16 protein-coding genes are annotated in these 17,062 nt (G+C 70.1%); 3 read left to right on the top strand and 13 right to left on the bottom strand.

The window, feature by feature from the left end; translation table 11 throughout:
• Window positions 1-11 precede the first annotated feature (11 nt).
• Genes nuoK through AC067N_RS25200 form a run of 11 tightly spaced genes read right to left on the bottom strand, consistent with a single transcriptional unit; the run spans window position 12 to window position 10,845 of the window.
• The gene (gene nuoK, locus AC067N_RS25250; RefSeq protein WP_009310327.1) at window positions 12-311 is read right to left on the bottom strand and encodes an NADH-quinone oxidoreductase subunit NuoK; all 300 of its coding nucleotides are present in this window, start codon (window positions 309-311) and stop codon (window positions 12-14) included.
• Window positions 308-1,135 carry an NADH-quinone oxidoreductase subunit J gene (locus AC067N_RS25245; RefSeq protein ID WP_478681151.1) on the bottom strand — a complete coding sequence of 276 codons (828 nt, stop codon included), beginning with the start codon at window positions 1,133-1,135 and terminating at the stop codon, window positions 308-310. Before AC067N_RS25245 ends, nuoK begins: the two co-directional genes overlap by 4 nt.
• A complete protein-coding gene (nuoI, locus tag AC067N_RS25240; protein ID WP_478681150.1) occupies window positions 1,132-1,773 on the bottom strand; it encodes an NADH-quinone oxidoreductase subunit NuoI in 642 nt (213 codons plus the stop codon). The genes AC067N_RS25245 and nuoI overlap by 4 nt, the downstream gene beginning before the upstream one ends.
• Complete coding sequence (gene nuoH, locus AC067N_RS25235) at window positions 1,766-3,130, bottom strand: NADH-quinone oxidoreductase subunit NuoH (RefSeq protein WP_478681149.1); 1,365 nt, start codon at window positions 3,128-3,130, stop codon at window positions 1,766-1,768. Before nuoH ends, nuoI begins: the two co-directional genes overlap by 8 nt.
• Window positions 3,127-5,631: an NADH-quinone oxidoreductase subunit G gene (locus AC067N_RS25230; protein ID WP_478681148.1), complete on the bottom strand. Its 2,505-nt coding sequence runs from the start codon at window positions 5,629-5,631 to the stop codon at window positions 3,127-3,129. The genes nuoH and AC067N_RS25230 overlap by 4 nt, the downstream gene beginning before the upstream one ends.
• Window positions 5,628-6,983, bottom strand: a complete 1,356-nt coding sequence (gene nuoF, locus AC067N_RS25225; RefSeq protein WP_478681147.1) for an NADH-quinone oxidoreductase subunit NuoF — start codon at window positions 6,981-6,983, stop codon at window positions 5,628-5,630. The genes AC067N_RS25230 and nuoF overlap by 4 nt, the downstream gene beginning before the upstream one ends.
• A complete protein-coding gene (gene nuoE, locus AC067N_RS25220; protein WP_478681227.1) occupies window positions 6,983-7,813 on the bottom strand; it encodes an NADH-quinone oxidoreductase subunit NuoE in 831 nt (276 codons plus the stop codon). Before nuoE ends, nuoF begins: the two co-directional genes overlap by 1 nt.
• Window positions 7,814-7,842: 29 nt before the next feature.
• Window positions 7,843-9,180, bottom strand: coding sequence for an NADH-quinone oxidoreductase subunit D (locus tag AC067N_RS25215; RefSeq protein ID WP_478681146.1), 1,338 nt, complete (start codon window positions 9,178-9,180; stop codon window positions 7,843-7,845).
• Window positions 9,177-9,920 (bottom strand): NADH-quinone oxidoreductase subunit C, encoded by a 744-nt coding sequence (locus tag AC067N_RS25210; protein ID WP_478681145.1) that lies wholly within the window; start codon window positions 9,918-9,920, stop codon window positions 9,177-9,179. Before AC067N_RS25210 ends, AC067N_RS25215 begins: the two co-directional genes overlap by 4 nt.
• Window positions 9,917-10,471, bottom strand: coding sequence for a NuoB/complex I 20 kDa subunit family protein (locus tag AC067N_RS25205; protein ID WP_007383964.1), 555 nt, complete (start codon window positions 10,469-10,471; stop codon window positions 9,917-9,919). Before AC067N_RS25205 ends, AC067N_RS25210 begins: the two co-directional genes overlap by 4 nt.
• Window positions 10,472-10,485: 14 nt before the next feature.
• On the bottom strand, window positions 10,486-10,845 hold the full coding sequence (locus AC067N_RS25200) for an NADH-quinone oxidoreductase subunit A (RefSeq protein ID WP_009310323.1): 360 nt from the start codon (window positions 10,843-10,845) through the stop codon (window positions 10,486-10,488).
• Between the two features lie 713 nt (window positions 10,846-11,558).
• Here AC067N_RS25200 and AC067N_RS25195 point away from each other — a divergent pair.
• Complete coding sequence (locus tag AC067N_RS25195; RefSeq protein ID WP_478681144.1) at window positions 11,559-12,389, top strand: C40 family peptidase; 831 nt, start codon at window positions 11,559-11,561, stop codon at window positions 12,387-12,389.
• Between the two features lie 339 nt (window positions 12,390-12,728).
• Here AC067N_RS25195 and AC067N_RS25190 read toward each other — a convergent pair whose 3' ends face one another.
• Window positions 12,729-14,033, bottom strand: a complete 1,305-nt coding sequence (locus AC067N_RS25190; protein WP_478681143.1) for a geranylgeranyl reductase family protein — start codon at window positions 14,031-14,033, stop codon at window positions 12,729-12,731.
• A 119-nt stretch (window positions 14,034-14,152) separates the two neighbouring features.
• Here AC067N_RS25190 and AC067N_RS25185 point away from each other — a divergent pair, with 119 nt between their 5' ends.
• Together AC067N_RS25185 and AC067N_RS25180 are read left to right on the top strand one after the other, a co-directional pair.
• Window positions 14,153-14,659, top strand: a complete 507-nt coding sequence (locus tag AC067N_RS25185; RefSeq protein WP_478681142.1) for a GNAT family N-acetyltransferase — start codon at window positions 14,153-14,155, stop codon at window positions 14,657-14,659.
• Between the two features lie 138 nt (window positions 14,660-14,797).
• On the top strand, window positions 14,798-15,121 hold the full coding sequence (locus AC067N_RS25180; RefSeq protein ID WP_478681141.1) for a PASTA domain-containing protein: 324 nt from the start codon (window positions 14,798-14,800) through the stop codon (window positions 15,119-15,121).
• A 39-nt stretch (window positions 15,122-15,160) separates the two neighbouring features.
• Here AC067N_RS25180 and AC067N_RS25175 read toward each other — a convergent pair whose 3' ends face one another.
• Window positions 15,161-16,924 carry a cell division protein PerM gene (locus AC067N_RS25175; protein WP_478681140.1) on the bottom strand — a complete coding sequence of 588 codons (1,764 nt, stop codon included), beginning with the start codon at window positions 16,922-16,924 and terminating at the stop codon, window positions 15,161-15,163.
• Window positions 16,925-17,062: the final 138 nt, after the last annotated feature.

Genomic DNA, 17,062 nt, shown 5'->3' with positions numbered 1-17,062 from the left:
CTTCCGACCCCTTACAGCTTCATCAGGCTGGCGTCGTCGACCGAGGCCGAGTGGCGGGAACGGAACAGCGACACGATGATCGCGAGTCCGACCACGACCTCCGCGGCGGCGACGACCATCGTGAAGAAGGCGATGATCTGGCCGTCGAGATTGCCGTGCATACGGGAGAAGGCGACGAGGGCGAGGTTGCAGGCGTTGAGCATCAGCTCGACGCACATGAACACCACGATCGCGTTCCGCCTGATCAGGACGCCGGTGGCGCCGATCGTGAACAGCAGGGCGGCGAGATACAGGTAGTTGACGGGATTCACTTCGATGCCTCCCCGCTGTTGCCGCTGTTGGTGCGCTCCAGGCGGTCCTCGGCGCGCTGTTCCAGGGCCTTGAGGTCGTTCAGCGCCTCGGTCGACACGTCGCGGATCTGGCCGCGGTCCCGCAGCGTCTTGTTGACGGTCAGCTCGGACGGGGTGCCGTCCGGCAGCAGGCCCGCGATGTCGACCGCGTTGTGCCGGGCGTAGACGCCGGGGGCGGGCAGCGGCGGGAGGTGCTTGCCCTCGCGGACGCGCTGCTCGGACAGTTCGCGCTGGGTCCTGGCGCGCTCGGTGCGCTCGCGGTGGGTGAGCACCATGGCGCCGACGGCGGCCGTGATCAGCAGGGCGCCGGTGAGCTCGAAGGCGAACACGTAGTCGGTGAAGATGAGGGCGGCGAGGCCCTCCACGTTGCCCCCGGAGTTCGCCTGGCCGAGGCCGTTGAACTCGGTGAGCGCCGCGTTGCCGATGCCCGCGACGAGCAGGATGCCGAAGCCGAGGCCGCACAGCAGGGCCAGCCAGCGCTGGCCCTTGATGGTCTCCTTCAGGGAGTCCGCCGCGGTGACGCCGACGAGCATCACCACGAACAGGAACAGCATCATGATCGCGCCGGTGTAGACGACGATCTGCACGATGCCCAGGAAGTAGGCGCCGTTGGCGAGGTAGAACACCGCCAGAACGATCATGGTGCCGGCGAGGCAGAGCGCGCTGTGCACGGCCCGCTTCATGAACACGGTGCACAGGGCGCCGAGCACGGCGACGGTACCGAGCACCCAGAACTGGAAGGCCTCGCCGGTGGAGGTCGTGTAAGCGGCGAGTTGGTGCGTCATCGGCCGACCGCCTTCTCCGACGCGGGCTCGTCCTCACCGAAGGTGGAGGCGGCCTCCTGCGGCACCTCGCCCTTGGAGAGGGCGACCTGCCGCTCGGTGCCGGGCGCGGCCTCGGTGACCAGGCCCCGGTAGTAGTCCTGCTCGTCGGTGCCCGGGTAGATCGCGTGCGGCGTGTCGACCATGCCGTCGTCGAGCCCGGCGAGCAGCTGCTCCTTGGTGTAGATGAGGTTGGCACGGCTGGAGTCGGCCAGCTCGAACTCGTTGGTCATGGTCAGCGCGCGGGTGGGGCACGCCTCGATGCACAGACCGCACAGGATGCAGCGGGCGTAGTTGATCTGGTAGACGCGGCCGTACCGCTCGCCCGGCGAGTAGCGCTCCTCGTCCGTGTTGTCCGCGCCCTCCACGTAGATCGCGTCGGCGGGGCAGGCCCAGGCGCACAGCTCGCAGCCGACGCACTTCTCCAGGCCGTCCGGATGGCGGTTGAGCTGGTGCCGGCCGTGGAACCGCGGGGCGGTGGTCTTCTCCTGTTCCGGGTACTGCTCGGTCAGCCGCTTCTTGAACATGGCCTTGAAGGTCACACCGAAGCCGGCGACGGGGTTCTGGAAACCCGGCTTGGTCTCCTTGGGCTCATCAGCCATCGGACGCCTCCCTCCCATTCGAAGATCCGTCACTGTCAGTATCGGACCCACCACTGACAATCAGCTCCCGCTCGCGGCGCGGACGCCTGCGCGGCACCGGCGGGAGGGTCTGTCCGGGCAGGGGCGGTACGGGGAACCCGCCGGCCATCGGGTCGAAGGCGGCCGGTTCGGCGGGCTGGTCCCGGCCCTCGCGCCGGTCGCGGAAGACGTCCGCGACGAACGACAGCAGGAACAGCACGACCACGGCACCGGCGACGTACAGCGCGATCTGGGCGAAGTCGTAGTTCTCGTTGCGCAGGGTCCGCACGGTCGCGACCAGCATCAGCCAGACCACGGAGACCGGCAGCAGGACCTTCCAGCCGAGCTTCATCAACTGGTCGTAGCGGACGCGCGGGAGGGTGCCGCGCAGCCAGATGAAGAAGAACAGCAGCAGCTGCACCTTCACCACGAACCAGAGCATCGGCCACCAGCCGTGGTTGGCGCCCTCCCAGAAGGTGCTGATGGGATAGGGAGCCCGCCACCCGCCGAGGAAGAGCGTCACCGACACCGCCGAGACGGTCACCATGTTCACGTACTCGGCGAGCATGAACATCGCGAACTTGATCGACGAGTACTCGGTGTTGAAGCCGCCGACCAGGTCGCCCTCGGACTCCGGCATGTCGAACGGGGCGCGGTTGGTCTCGCCGACCATGGTCACGATGTAGATCACGAACGAGACCGGCAGCAGCACGATGTACCAGCGGTCCTGCTGGGCCTCCACGATCGCCGACGTCGACATCGACCCGGAGTAGAGGAACACCGAGGCGAACGCGGCGCCCATGGCGATCTCGTAGGAGATCATCTGCGCGCAGGACCGCAGGCCGCCCAGCAGCGGGTAGGTGGAGCCGGAGCTCCAGCCCGCCAGCACGATGCCGTAGATGCCGACGGAGGCGACCGCGAGGATGTAGAGCATCGCGATCGGCAGGTCGGTGAGCTGCATCGTGGTGCGCTGGCCGAGGATCGAGATCTCGTTGCCGGCCGGGCCGAAGGGGATCACCGCGATCGCCATGAAGGCCGGGATGGCCGCGACGATCGGTGCGAGGACGTAGACCACCTTGTCCGCGCGTTTGACGATGACGTCTTCCTTGAGCATCAGCTTGATGCCGTCGGCGAGCGACTGGAGCATGCCCCAGGGGCCGTGCCGGTTGGGGCCGATGCGCAGCTGCATCCAGGCGACGACCTTGCGTTCCCACACGATGGAGAACAGCACGGTCAGCATCAGGAAGGCGAAGCAGAACACGGCCTTGATGACGACCAGCCACCAGGGGTCGCGGCCGAACATCGAGAGGTCTTCAGCGGCGAGGTAGTACGCGCTCATGCCTCCACCTCCTCGGGGGCCTCGGCGGCGAGCGTCGCGGGGCCGATACGGACGAGTGCGCCGGGCAGCGCCCCGGTGTCGGAGGCGACGCCCGAGCCGGCGGAGTTCAGCGGCAGCCAGACGACGCGGTCGGGCATCTCGGTGATCCGCAGCGGGAGTTCGACGACGCCTGCGGGACCGGTGACCGCCAGGAGGTCTCCGTCCTTGACGCCGGCCTCGGCGGCCGTCGCGGCGGACACGCGCGCGAGTGCGGCGTGCCGGGTGCCGGCGAGCGCCTCGTCGCCGTCCTGGAGGCGGCCCTGGTCGAGCAGCAGCCGGTGCCCGGCCAGTACGGCCTCGCCGACGGCGGGCCGCGGCAGCCCGGCGGCGATCTCCACGGGCTCGGTGGCCCTCGCACCGTCCCATGCCCCGAGCCGGTCCAGCTCCGCGCGCGTGGTGCGCAGATCGGGCAGTCCGAGGTGGACGTCCATGGCGTCGGCGAGCATCTGCAGCACCCGTCCGTCGGTGGGCGCCAGACGGCGGGTCATCTGGTCGGGCTTGAGCGCGGCCTCGAACGGCCGGACCCTGCCTTCCCAGTTGATGAAGCTGCCCGCCTTCTCGGCGACGGCGGCGACCGGGAGGACGACGTCGGCGTGGTCGGTGACCTCGCTGGGCCGCAGTTCCAGGGAGACCAGGAAGCCCACCGCGGCGAGCGCTTCCCGCGCGCGTGCCGGTTCGGGCAGGTCGGCGACCTCGACACCGGCCACCACCAGGGCCCCGAGCTCTCCGGTGGCGGCGGCCTCGACGATCTGCCCGGTGTCGCGGCCGTAGCGCAGCGGGAGTTGGGCGACGCCCCAGGCGGCGGCGATCTCCTCCCGCGCGCGGGGGTCGGTGGCCGGGCGCCCGCCCGGCAGCAGCGACGGCAGCGCGCCGGCCTCGATCGCACCGCGCTCCCCGGCCCGGCGGGGGATCCACACCAGCCGGGCGCCGGTCAGGGCGGCGGCCCGTACGGCGGCGGTGAGTCCGCCCGCCACACCGGCGAGCCGTTCGCCGACGACGATCACCGCGCCCTCGGTGCGCAGGGCCGCGGCGGCCTCGGTGCCGTCCCCTTCGAGTCCGGCGCCGCTCGCGAGGGCGTCCAGCCACTCGGTCTCGGTGCCGGGCGCGGCGGGCAGCAGCGTGCCGCCGGCCTTCTCCAGGCCCCGGGTGGCGTGCGTGGCCAGCGAGAACACCCGCATCTTGCGCTTGCGCCAGGCCTTGCGGAGCCGCAGGAAGACACCGGGTGCCTCCTCCTCGGCCTCGAACCCGACCAGGAGGACCGCGGGCGCCTTCTCCAGGGAGGCGTACGTGACGCCCTTGCCGTCGAGGTCGCGGCCCCGGCCGGCGACCCGGGCGGCCAGGAAGTCGGCCTCCTCGCCGCTGTGCACGCGCGCGCGGAAGTCGATGTCGTTGGTGTCGAGCGCCACCCGCGCGAACTTGCTGTACGCGTAGGCGTCCTCGACGGTGAGCCGGCCGCCGGTCAGGACACCGGCCCTGCCACGCGCCGCGAGCAGCCCCCGGGCGGCGGCCTCCAGGGCCTCCGGCCAGGACGCGGGCTCCAGGACGCCCTCCTCGTTGCGGACGAGGGGGGTGGTCAGCCGGTCGGGGCGCTGCGCGTAGCGGAACGCGAAGCGTCCCTTGTCGCAGATCCACTCCTCGTTGACCTCGGGGTCGTCGGCGGCGAGCCGCCGCATGACCTTGCCGCGCCGGTGGTCGGTGCGGGTGGCGCAGCCGCCGGAGCAGTGCTCGCACACGGACGGCGAGGAGACGAGGTCGAAGGGCCGGGAGCGGAATCGGTACGCCGCCGAGGTCAGCGCGCCCACGGGGCAGATCTGGATGGTGTTACCGGAGAAGTACGACTCGAACGGGTCGCCCTCGCCGGTGCCGACCTGCTGGAGCGCGCCCCGCTCGATCAGCTCGATCATCGGGTCGCCGGCGACCTGGTTGGAGAAGCGGGTGCAGCGGGCGCACAGCACGCACCGCTCGCGGTCGAGCAGGACCTGGGTGGAGATCGGTACCGGCTTCTCGTAGGTGCGCTTCCTGCCCTCGAAGCGGGACTCGGACTGGCCGTGCGACATGGCCTGGTTCTGCAGGGGGCACTCGCCGCCCTTGTCGCAGACGGGGCAGTCCAGCGGGTGGTTGATGAGCAGGAGCTCCATCACCCCCTTCTGGGCCTTCTCGGCGACCTGGGAGGTGAGTTGAGTCCTGACGACCATTCCGTCCGTACAGGTGATCGTGCAGGACGCCATGGGCTTGCGCTGGCCCTCGACCTCGACGATGCACTGGCGGCAGGCGCCCGCCGGGTCGAGCAGGGGGTGGTCGCAGAAGCGGGGGATCTCGATGCCGAGTTGTTCGGCGGCCCGGATGACCAGGGTGCCCTTGGGCACGCTGAGCTCGACGCCGTCGATGGTCAGCGAGACGAGATCTTCCGGCGGGACCGCCGCCTCGCCGCCCCCGGAGGGAGCGCCGGTCGTCACGGTCATGCGTTCACCTCCGCGTGCTTGTCCTTGTCGGCCCAGGCGGTCGACTTGGCGGGGTCGAAGGGGCAGCCCCGGCCCTTGATGTGGTCCTCGTACTCCTCGCGGAAGTACTTCAGCGAGGAGAAGATCGGTGAGGCGGCGCCGTCGCCGAGGGCGCAGAACGACTTGCCGTTGATGTTGTCGGCGATGTCGTTGAGCTTGTCGAGGTCGCTCATGACGCCCTTGCCGGCCTCGATGTCACGCAGCAGCTGCACCAGCCAGTACGTGCCTTCGCGGCAGGGGGTGCACTTGCCGCAGGACTCGTGGGCGTAGAACTCGGTCCAGCGGGTGACGGCCCGTACGACGCAGGTGGTCTCGTCGAAGCACTGGAGTGCCTTTGTGCCGAGCATGGAACCCGCGGCGCCGACCCCTTCGTAGTCGAGGGGGACGTCGAGGTGCTCGTCGGTGAACATCGGGGTGGAGGAGCCGCCCGGCGTCCAGAACTTGAGGCGGTGTCCGGGCCGCATGCCGCCGCTCATCTCCAGCAGCTGGCGCAGGGTGATGCCGAGCGGGGCCTCGTACTGGCCGGGGCTGGCGACATGGCCGCTGAGCGAGTAGAGCGTGAAGCCCGGGGACTTCTCGCTGCCCATCGACCGGAACCACTCCTTGCCCCGGTGCAGGATGGCGGGAACCGACGCGATCGACTCGACGTTGTTCACCACGGTGGGACAGGCGTAGAGGCCTTCCACGGCAGGGAAGGGGGGACGCAGTCGCGGCTGACCGCGGCGGCCTTCGAGCGAGTCGAGCAGTGCGGTCTCCTCACCGCAGATGTACGCGCCCGCGCCCGCGTGCACGGTGATGTCGAGGTCGAGTCCGCTGCCCAGGATGTTCTCGCCGAGGAAGCCGGCCTCGTAGGCCTCGCGTACGGCCTCGTGCAGCCGCCGCAGTACGGGGACGACCTCACCCCGCAGATAGATGAAGGCGTGCGAGGACCTGATGGCGTAGCACGCGATGATCATGCCCTCGATGAGGCTGTGCGGGTTCGCGAAGAGGAGCGGGATGTCCTTGCACGTTCCCGGCTCCGACTCGTCGGCGTTGACGACCAGATAGTGCGGCTTTCCGTCCCCCTGGGGAATGAACTGCCATTTCATCCCGGTGGGGAAGCCGGCGCCGCCGCGACCGCGCAGTCCGGATTCCTTGACGTACGCGATGAGGTCGTCCGGGGTCATCGCGAGCGCCTTGCGGAGTCCCTCGTACCCGTCGTGCCGTCGGTAGACGTCCAGCGTCCAGGACCTGTCCTCGTCCCAGAAGGCCGACAGTACGGGTGCGAGCAGCTTGTCGGGGCTGGTGCCCTTGATCTCGGGTGCCAACGTCATCACTCCCCCTCCTCGGCGGTGGGCCCTGATGGGTGGGCCGGGTCGGAGGCCGATGTCTCCTGCGGCGCGTCGTGCGAGCTGAGGTGCTCGCCCGGTGACGGCTCGTGCACCTTGTCCTGCGGCTCGTCGTGCGGGCCGCCGTCCCGTGGATGGACCACCCGCGCGGATGCGGTCTCTCCCTTGGCCAGGCGGAGGCCCACCAGCGACGCGGGGCCCGCGCCGCCGGTCGCCTCGACGGCTCCGGGCCGCTCGTCGGGGAAGCCGGCGAGGATGCGCGCCGTCTCCTTGAAGGTGCACAGCGGCGCCCCGCGGGTGGGCTCGACCTGCGCGCCGGCGCGCAGGTCGTCCACGAGGCGCTTGGCGCTGTCGACGGTCTGGTTGTCGAAGAACTCCCAGTTGACCATGACGACCGGCGCGAAGTCGCAGGCCGCGTTGCACTCGATGTGCTCCAGGGTGACCTTGCCGTCGTCGGTGGTCTCGCCGTTGCCGACGCTCAGGTGCTCCTGGAGCGCCTCGAAGATCGCGTCGCCGCCCATCACCGCGCACAGGGTGTTGGTGCAGACGCCGACCTGGTAGTCACCGCTCGGCTTGCGCCGGTACATGGTGTAGAAGGTGGCGACCGCGGTGACCTCGGCCGTGGTCAGGCCCAGCACCTCGGCGCAGAACCGCATGCCGGTGCGGGTGACGTGGCCCTCCTCGGACTGCACGAGGTGCAGCAGCGGCAGCAGGGCGGACCGGGAGTCGGGGTAGCGGGCGATCACGTCGGCCGCGTCCCGCTCCAGGCGGGCTCGAACGTCGTCCGGGTAGTCGGGCGCGGGCAGCTGGGGCATGCCCAGGCTGACGCCGTCAGGGGTGGTGGTCACCGGTCGACGCCTCCCATCACGGGGTCGATGGACGCGACGGCGACGATGACGTCGGCGACCTGGCCGCCCTCGCACATCGCCGCCATGGTCTGCAGGTTGGTGAAGGACGGGTCGCGGTAGTGGACCCGGAAGGGGCGGGTGCCTCCGTCGGAGACGACGTGCACCCCGAGTTCGCCCTTGGGTGACTCGACCGCCGCGTAGGCCTGTCCCGGCGGGACGCGGAAGCCCTCGGTCACCAGCTTGAAGTGGTGGATCAGGGCCTCCATGGAGGTGCCCATGATCTTCTTGATGTGGTCCAGGGAGTTGCCGAGCCCGTCGGGTCCCAGGGCGAGCTGGGCGGGCCAGGCGATCTTCTTGTCGGCGACCATGACCGGGCCGGGCTGCAGCCGGTCCAGGCACTGCTCGACGATCCTGAGCGACTGGCGCATCTCCTCGAGACGGATCAGGAAGCGGCCGTAGGAGTCGCAGGTGTCGGCGGTCGGGACGTCGAAGTCGTACGTCTCGTAGCCGCAGTACGGCTGGGCCTTGCGCAGGTCGTGCGGGAGGCCGGCGGAGCGGAGGATCGGGCCGGTGGCGCCGAGGGCCATGCAGCCGGCCAGGTCGAGGTAGCCGACGTCCTGCATACGGGCCTTGAAGATGGGGTTCCCGGTGGCGAGCTTGTCGTACTCGGGGAGGTTCTTGTTCATCTTCTTCACGAACTCGCGGATCTGGTCCACCGCGCCGGGCGGCAGGTCCTGGGCGAGTCCGCCGGGCCGGATGTACGCGTGGTTCATGCGCAGGCCGGTGATGAGCTCGTAGATGTCGAGAATGAGTTCACGATCACGGAAGCCGTAGATCATGATCGTGGTGGCGCCCAGCTCCATGCCGCCGGTGGCGATGCACACCAGGTGGGAGGAGAGCCGGTTCAGCTCCATCAGGAGCACGCGGATGATCGAGGCGCGGTCCGGGATCTGGTCGTCGATGCCGAGGAGCTTCTCGACCGCGAGGCAGTACGCCGTCTCGTTGAAGAACGGCGTCAGGTAGTCCATGCGCGTCACGAACGTGGTGCCCTGCGTCCACGTGCGGTACTCGAGGTTCTTCTCGATGCCGGTGTGGAGGTAGCCGATGCCGCAGCGGGCCTCGGTGACGGTCTCGCCGTCGATCTCCAGGATGAGCCGGAGCACCCCGTGGGTGGACGGGTGCTGGGGGCCCATGTTGACGATGATGCGCTCGTCGTCGGACCTCGCCGCGGTCTCGGCGACCTCGTCCCAGTCGCCGCCGGTGACCGTGTAGACGGTGCCCTCGGTGGTCTCGCGCGCCGAAGCGGACTCGGCAGATGCGTGCTGCGTGCTCATGAGTACGACCTCCGCTGGTCCGGAGCCGGGATCTGGGCGCCCTTGTACTCGACGGGGATGCCGCCGAGGGGATAGTCCTTGCGCTGTGGGAAGCCCTGCCAGTCGTCCGGCATCATGATCCGCGTCAGCGCGGGGTGGCCGTCGAAGACGATGCCGAAGAAGTCGTACGTCTCGCGCTCGTGCCAGTCATTCGTCGGGTAGACGGCGACGAGCGACGGGATGTGCGGGTCGGCGTCGGGGGCGGAGACCTCCAGGCGGATCAGCCGGTTGTGGGTGATCGAGCGCAGGTGGTAGACGGCGTGCAGTTCCCGGCCCTTGTCGCCGGGGTAGTGGACGCCGCTCACGCCGGTGCACAGTTCGAAGCGGAGGGCCGGGTCGTCGCGCAGGGTGCGGGCGACGGTGACCAGGTACTCGCGCTCGATGTGGAAGGTGAGCTCCCCGCGGTCGACGACGGTCCTGTCGATCACGTTCTCGGGGACGAGGCCCTGTTCCTCCAGGGCGCCCTCCAGTTCGTCGGCGACCTCGTCGAACCAGCCGCCGTAGGGGCGGGTGGCCGGGCCGGGGAGCCGGATGGAGCGGACCAGGCCGCCGTAGCCGGAGGTGTCGCCGCCCTTGTCGGCGCCGAACATGCCGCGCTGGACGCGGATCTCCTCGCCGCCGTCGCCGCGCTGGCCGGGGAGGTTGGAGGCGGAGAGGTCCTTCTCGGGGTTGGGTCCGCCGTTGCCGTTCGCGGCGCTCATCGCAGCAGCCCCTTCATCTCGATGGTGGGGAGTGCCTTGAGCGCGGCTTCCTCGGCCTCGCGGGCCGCTTCCTCCGCGTTCACACCGAGCTTGGACGACTGGATCTTCTGGTGGAGCTTGAGGATCGCGTCCATCAGCATCTCGGGCCGTGGCGGGCAGCCGGGGAGATAGATGTCGACGGGGACGATGTGGTCGACGCCTTGGACGATCGCGTAGTTGTTGAACATGCCGCCGGACGACGCGCAGACCCCCATGGAGATCACCCACTTCGGGTTCGGCATCTGGTCGTAGACCTGCCGCAGCACCGGCGCCATCTTCTGGCTCACCCGGCCGGCCACGATCATCAGGTCCGCCTGGCGCGGCGAGCCGCGGAACACCTCCATGCCGAAGCGCGCCAGGTCGTAGCGGCCCGCGCCCGTGGTCATCATCTCGATGGCGCAGCAGGCGAGGCCGAAGGTGGCGGGGAAGACGGACGCCTTGCGTACCCAGCCCGCGGCCTGCTCGACGGTGGTCAGCAGGAAGCCGCTCGGCAGTTTTTCTTCGAGTCCCATGGTCTAAAGGCCCCTCAGTCCCATTCCAGGCCGCCGCGACGCCAGACGTACGCGTAGGCGACGAAGACGGTGAGCACGAAGAGCAACATCTCCACGAGCCCGAAAACACCCAGGGCGTCGAAGGTGACGGCCCAGGGGTAGAGGAAGACGATCTCGATGTCGAAGACGATGAAGAGCATCGCCGTCAGGTAGTACTTGATGGGGAAACGCCCGCCGCCGGCCGGCGTGGGGGTGGGCTCGATTCCGCACTCGTAGGCCTCGAGCTTGGCCCGGTTGTAGCGCTTCGGGCCGATCAGAGTGGCCATGATCACGGAGAAGATCGCAAAGCCTGCCCCGAGGGCTCCCAGTACGAGGATGGGCGCATACGCGTTCACCGCTCCTCGCTCCTCTCAGTCGGCACTGACTGCTGGCGGTTGCGTGGACCGGCGCTCCGCCCCACCTGTCCCACGAACCCCGCCCGTCCCGACGAAGATCGCGAACATGTGAAGCAGGTCACAAGCCCAACTGCCCCGCATCTTATGCCTGTGGGTCTGTGATCTGCGACACGGGGTACCGCACCGAGTTTGTGATCTCCACCACCTGACGAAGGATCATGAAGTCGGATGAGCGGCGATCTTCATACACGAAGCGCCAGAGTGATCACCAGAGGTGACAATTTCGATCGTAGTCGCAGGTGAGAAGGGGCGTCTCTATATCAAGAGAGTTCCTCTGCATGCAAATTGGTGCTGGACGGAGGCGCTTGCTAGAGGGCCGCGTTCACACATGAGGAGGAGGTGCGGTGGCGGATGTGGACGCGTGCACACATTCACGAGCGCCGACGGTCGTCGACCACGCGCGGGACGCGGCCGTATCGGCGACCGTTCCGTGACCTGCGCCACATCACGGCAAGATCACATCAGCCGGGCTTGGCCACTCGGTGCAATCAGTGGTAAGCGCAGGGCAATTCGGACGTAATCACGAAAGCGCATGATCACAGGCGTGATCGGTCGTGTCCGCAATGCCCGTTACGCCGTCAATAAAGAGTGACGCGCAGGGAATTTGGGGCGTCTGTTGAACAACTGTGGCGCAGCACACGTTGCTTGAAGGTATGGAGCAGCCCCTGGTACCGCTTGTACCCATGTCCCACACCGCTCACATACGCAGCCACCGGAAACCCCGCCGTAACGCGTCGTCCTCGATCGCGGTGCGCGCCGGAGTCGCCGGTGGCATTCTCAGCACCGTGGCAGTGGCCGGTGCGTCCGCGGCGGTCGCCGCGGAGCCGGTGACGCAGACCCTCGAACTGCCCACCCTCACGGCCGACCTGGCCACGCAGGCGGCGCAGTCCGCGGACGCCACGCAGCAGATGGCGGCCGACTACCAGCTGCAGGCCGAGCGCGACGCGGCCGCCGAGGAAGCGGCCAAGAAGGCCGACAAGGACCTCGCCAAGGCCAAGAAGGAAGCGGCCCGCAAGAAGGCCGCCGAGGAGGCGGAGCGCAAGGCCGCCGCCGAGCGCGCCTCGCGGGACAGTGAGCGGACCACTCTCACCACGAACTCCGCCCCGACGTCCGCGCCGGCCAGCGCCAGCGGCAGCGTCGAGACGGTCATCGACTTCCTCGAGGCCCAGTTGGGCGACGCGTACGTGCTGGGCGCCACGGGACCCAACGCGTGGGACTGCTCGTCGCTGGTCCAGGCCGCGTTCAAGCAGGTCGGCGTGGACCTCCCGCGGGTCTCGCAGGACCAGTCGATGCAGGGCACGGACATCCCGCTGTCCCAGATCCAGCGCGGCGACATCCTGTACTGGGGCGGCAAGGGTTCCGCCTACCACGTGGGTGTCTACCTCGGTGGCGGCAAGTACCTCGACGCGGCGAACCCCTCCAAGGGCGTCGTCATCCAGGACCTGTCCGGTTACCCGGCGTCGGGCGCGGTGCGCGTGCTCTGAGCCGGGCCGCCGACGGCTCGTTGTACGGAAGGGCCGCCTGCCCCGTTGGGCCGGCGGCCCTCCGGCATGCCTCCGTGCGGGCCGTGACGGCCCCTGGGAGGGCCTTTCGGTCCAAGCCGAAGGTGTTCGACGGGTCGCGGCGGTGACGGGCCCCGTCGACCCGCTCCGGGGGTTCCGGCCTCGCGGTCGGCGGTAGCCGTTTCCGGCGACCTCAAAAGCACGGAAAAAACGCCACACTTGGGTGTATGTGACGAAACGGACGACGGTGAGCGCGCCCGACGGGTTCCGGGCCCCGGAGCCTTCGCGTCCGGGACCGGGAACGGGTGCGCGCTCAGGCCGTCACGCCTTGGGGGCCACCTTCGAGAGGCCGTTGATGACGCGGTCCATCGCGTCGCCGCCGGTCGGGTCGGTGAGGTTGGCGAGCAGCTTGAGCGTGAACTTCATCAGCAGCGGGTGGGTGAGGCCCCGCTGCGTGGCGAGCTTCATGATCTTGGGGTTGCCGATGAGCTTCACGAAGGCGCGGCCCAGCGTGTAGTAGCCGCCGTAGGTGTCCTTGAGGACCTGGGGGTAGCGCTGGAGGGCGAGTTCGCGCTGGCCGGGGGTGGCGCGGGCGTGGGCCTGGACGATGACGTCGGCGGCGATCTGGCCGGATTCCATGGCGTAGGCGATGCCCTCGCCGTTGAAGGGGTTGACGAGGCCGCCGGCGTCGCCGACGAGCAGCAGGCCCTTGGTGTAGTGGGGCTTGCGGTTGAAGGCCATGGGGAGGGCGGCGCCGCGGATGGGGCCGGTCATGTTCTCGGGGGTGTAGCCCCACTCCTCCGGCATGGAGGCGCACCAGGCCTTGAGGACCTCGCGCCAGTCGAGTTCCTTGAATGCCTCGGAGGTGTTGAGGACGCCCAGGCCGACGTTGGACGTGCCGTCGCCCATGCCGAAGATCCAGCCGTAGCCGGGCAGAAGGCGGTCCTCGCCCGGGCCGCGCCGGTCCCACAGCTCCAGCCAGGACTCCAGGTAGTCGTCGTCGTGGCGCGGGGAGGTGAAGTACGTGCGGACGGCGACGCCCATGGGGCGGTCCTCGCGGCGGTGCAGGCCCATCGCGAGGGAGAGGCGGCTGGAGTTGCCGTCGGCGGCCACGACCAGCGGGGCGCGGAAGGTGACCTCCTTCTTCTCGCCCGAGTCCGGGTCGCCGAGCTTGGCCGTGACGCCGATGATGCGGCCCGTGCGGTCGTCGATGACGGGACCGCTCACATTGCAGTTCTCGTGGAGGCGTGCGCCGGCCTTCTGGGCCTGGCGGGCGAGCTGCTCGTCGAAGTCGTCGCGCTTGCGGACGAGTCCGTAGTCGGGGTAGGAGGCGAGATCCGGCCAGTCGAGCTGGAGGCGGACACCGCCGCCGATGATCCGCAGCCCCTTGTTGCGGAGCCAGCCGGCCTCTTCGGAGACGTCGATGCCCATGGACACGAGCTGCTTGGTGGCGCGGGGCGTGAGGCCGTCGCCGCAGACCTTCTCCCGCGGGAAGCTGGTCTTCTCCAGCAGGAGCACGTCGAGCCCGGCCTTCGCCAGGTAGTACGCGGTGGTGGAACCGGCTGGCCCGGCCCCGACGACGATCACATCGGCGGTGTGTTCGGTAAGGGGCTGGGGCTCGGTCACGACGGGTTCTCCCCAAGAGGTAGTTGGAGCACTGGAAGACCAGAAAACAGGTGCCGACAGGCGTCGGACATGGGCAGTCTATTCAGCGGAACCTGATCACCGGCTGAAGGGCTGCCCCTGTGAACCGAGCTCTGCCCGACGTACGGCTGCGCGTCCCCACCGACGAGGACGCCTTCGCGTGGCACCGGATCTTCGACGACCCCGACGTCATGGAGTTCCACGGCGGCCGGTCCGCCGAGCTGTCCGTCTACGAGGAGCTCACCGCGCGCCAGCGTCGCCACGACGCCGAGTACGGGTTCTGCCTGTGGACCATGCTCGACGAGGAGGGCCGGGCCATCGGCTTCACCGGCGCCCAGCCGTGGCCGCGGTCCTGGGGTCCGGTCGGCGAGATCGAGATCGGCTGGCGGCTCGCGCGCGAGCACTGGGGCAGGGGATATGTGACCGCCGCCGCCCTGACGACCCTGGAGCGGGTGCGGGCGGCGGGCATCAGCAGCGTCGTCGCCGTGGTCGACGCCCGCAACGAGCGCTCGATAGCGGTCACCAGACGGCTGGGCATGGAGCTGGCGGACACCTTCACGACGCCGGTCTCGCAGCAGGTGTGCCACTGCTACCGGCTGGCCCTCTGAGCCGCCGACCGGGCTGCCGAGGGCGACAGACCCCCGGCCGATGACACTGAGTAGCGATTTCCGGCAGATCGCCACTCAGTGCTTCCGGACGAGCACACCCGGCGGCTACCCTGCGGGTACCGCTGGGGGTGAACGTCTGTGCGCTTGACACCCAAGTCCTTCGAAGTGCGTGTGCCTCGGTTCGTCGGTCTGATGGCCGTGGACGCGCGTGAGACAGCCGAGGCGAGCGGGGTCGGGCTGGCCGCCGGTGACCGGCCCGACGTCGAACTCGCCGTCGTGGACTATGTGGTACGGCAGTACCCCCCGCCGGGCGTCGAGGTCCCTCGGGGCGCCGTGGTGACCGTCTGGTTCGAGCCGGGCGACGGGGGCGGCGGTGTGCGCGAACCCCGCCGCGGCGGCCCTCCCCCCGGGTTGCGCAGGGAGTTGGACGAGCCGGGGGAACCTTTCCCGGTGCTCCGGTAGGGCCGGTCGCGGCGCGCTTCACCTCTGTCTCGGGCGCCCCTACTTCTGCAGGAGCAGGATCGCGATCGCCGCTCCCCCGCCGACCACGAAGGCCGCCGCGATCGTGAGGATCCACAGCAGCGCCCGGCTGCGCGGTTTCGCGACCGGGCCGGCCGGGAGCTGATGGCCGATCTCGACCATCGGGACCTCGTACGGCTCGACGGGCCGGGAATGGTGCACCGGTTGGCCCTGCGACGGGGTCGGGTGGCTCGGCTGCACCGGCGGTACGCCCTGGACACCGTGGGCCTGGGTCTGGATCTGGGTCTGGGCCTCGGCCTGGGTCTGCTGGGCGTGCTGGGTCGGAAGCGTGGTGGGGTGGGACGGGGTCCCGTAGGCCGCGGGGGCGCTCGGCATCGCCGGGACCGGGGGCGCGATCACGCCCGTGGGGACACCGGTCATCTGCAGCAGATAGGGGGCCAGGAAGGCCGCCGCGAAGATCCAGACGATGCCGAAGAGCATGGCCTCGGCGAGGTCGAGGCCCACGTCCGCCCGGCCCGCGGCGGAAAGCCCACCACCGAGGTCGGTCGTGGCGGAGCCGGACGCCTCCATGGCGAAGCCGCTGATGCCGGCGAGGAGGAGGAAGAGACCGAAGAAGACACCGGCGGCGAGGAGTTGCTCGCCCCGGCCCGAGGACCGGCGGGCGGCCAGGACGCCGAGGATCAGGGCGCAGACCGCGCCGAGCGCCAACGCCCCCACGACCGCCCAGGCGTTGACGGCGTCGCCCAGCTCGGACAGCCCGAACGCCTCGTGCTCGTAACCGCCGTAGGGGCTGGATCCGCCGAGGCCGTAGTCACCGTGGGAGTCGTTGCCGTACCCGTCGTCGCCGTACGACGAGTCGTCGCCGTAGCGCGCGCGGCCCGCCTCGCCCTCGACGGACGCGCCCCAGGAGATGCCGAGGAAGCCCACGGCGATGTTGGGCAGGACGAGCAGCGCGACCAGCAGCGGGTTGACGTCGTCCTCCCAGTCGGCCTGCAACTCGTCGCTCGACGCGAGGGTGATGAACGCGACGAGCGAGCACAGGGCGAGGACGAGCGCCATGGCGCGCACCGCCGTTCCGGTCGCCCGGAACAGGGACCGCGGGCCGGGCCGGACGGCCAGCCAGGCGGCCAGGTCGTCGCGTTGCAGCACCCCGCCCGAGACGGCGGCGGTGAGCAGCAGCGCGCCGAGCGCGGCGAGCCAGGGTGAGGTGGAGACCTCGGCCAGGGCGATCGTGGGCTGGGCGAACAGCCCGAGCAGCAGGACGGCGACGGTCACCAGCAGCGTGACCCGCACGGCCGCTTCCAGCCCGGCGGTACGGCCACCGGGAGCGCCGGGGCCGGTGACGTGCGCGTACGCGGCCCGGGTCACCAGGCGGGTGCGGAGTTGCCGTACGCCGATGTAGAGCGCGGCGGCGAACAGGAGGGTCACCGTGAGGGGGACCATGGTGAGGGTGAATCCGGCCTCGACGGTCTGCAGGTCGCCGGAGTAGCCGCCGCCGGTCTCGGAGATCTTCAGGCCGCCGCCGAGCCCCTGGAGGAGAGCGGCGAGGGCGATGCCCGTACGGTCCCCGAAGCCGACGAGGTCCTCCTCGTCCTGGCCGTAGTCGGGAATGGCGAGGGCGATGGCACTGCCGAGCAGCAGGAGCACCGGCCAGAGCGCCGCGAGCGCCGATCCGGCCCAGTCACCGCGGAAGGCCCGCCCCGCAAAGGCGCCCAGGGGCGACGGCCGGACGGGGACCGGGGCGTATCCGGGAGCGGGCGGCCCGGCGGGTGGGGCACCGGGCACGGCCCCCGGCGGAGGCGGGGGCGGCGGAGGTGTTCCGGGCGGTGCCGGCGGAGGCCCGGCCGGCGGGGCGGCCGGTGGCGTCGGAGGTGCTCCGGCATCGCCGGGTGCGCCGGGTGCCGGGGGCGCCGAGGGGACCGG

The sequence above is a fragment of the Streptomyces sp. NPDC042364 genome (assembly GCF_056437585.1).
Note: the sequence above shows the minus strand (reverse complement) of the source record. Positions and strands in the feature narration are given on the sequence as shown.

Excerpts from the sequence above, each read along its gene's own strand:
- AC067N_RS25245 (WP_478681151.1), bottom strand. The coding sequence starts at position 1,135 with ATGACGCACCAACTCGCCGCTTACACGACCTCCACCGGCGAGGCCTTC.
- nuoI (WP_478681150.1), bottom strand. The coding sequence starts at position 1,773 with ATGGCTGATGAGCCCAAGGAGACCAAGCCGGGTTTCCAGAACCCCGTC.
- nuoH (WP_478681149.1), bottom strand. The coding sequence starts at position 3,130 with ATGAGCGCGTACTACCTCGCCGCTGAAGACCTCTCGATGTTCGGCCGC.
- AC067N_RS25230 (WP_478681148.1), bottom strand. The coding sequence starts at position 5,631 with ATGACCGTGACGACCGGCGCTCCCTCCGGGGGCGGCGAGGCGGCGGTC.
- nuoF (WP_478681147.1), bottom strand. The coding sequence starts at position 6,983 with ATGACGTTGGCACCCGAGATCAAGGGCACCAGCCCCGACAAGCTGCTC.
- nuoE (WP_478681227.1), bottom strand. The coding sequence starts at position 7,813 with ATGCCCCAGCTGCCCGCGCCCGACTACCCGGACGACGTTCGAGCCCGC.
- AC067N_RS25215 (WP_478681146.1), bottom strand. The coding sequence starts at position 9,180 with ATGAGCACGCAGCACGCATCTGCCGAGTCCGCTTCGGCGCGCGAGACC.
- AC067N_RS25210 (WP_478681145.1), bottom strand. The coding sequence starts at position 9,920 with ATGAGCGCCGCGAACGGCAACGGCGGACCCAACCCCGAGAAGGACCTC.
- AC067N_RS25205 (WP_007383964.1), bottom strand. The coding sequence starts at position 10,471 with ATGGGACTCGAAGAAAAACTGCCGAGCGGCTTCCTGCTGACCACCGTC.
- AC067N_RS25195 (WP_478681144.1), top strand. The coding sequence starts at position 11,559 with ATGGAGCAGCCCCTGGTACCGCTTGTACCCATGTCCCACACCGCTCAC.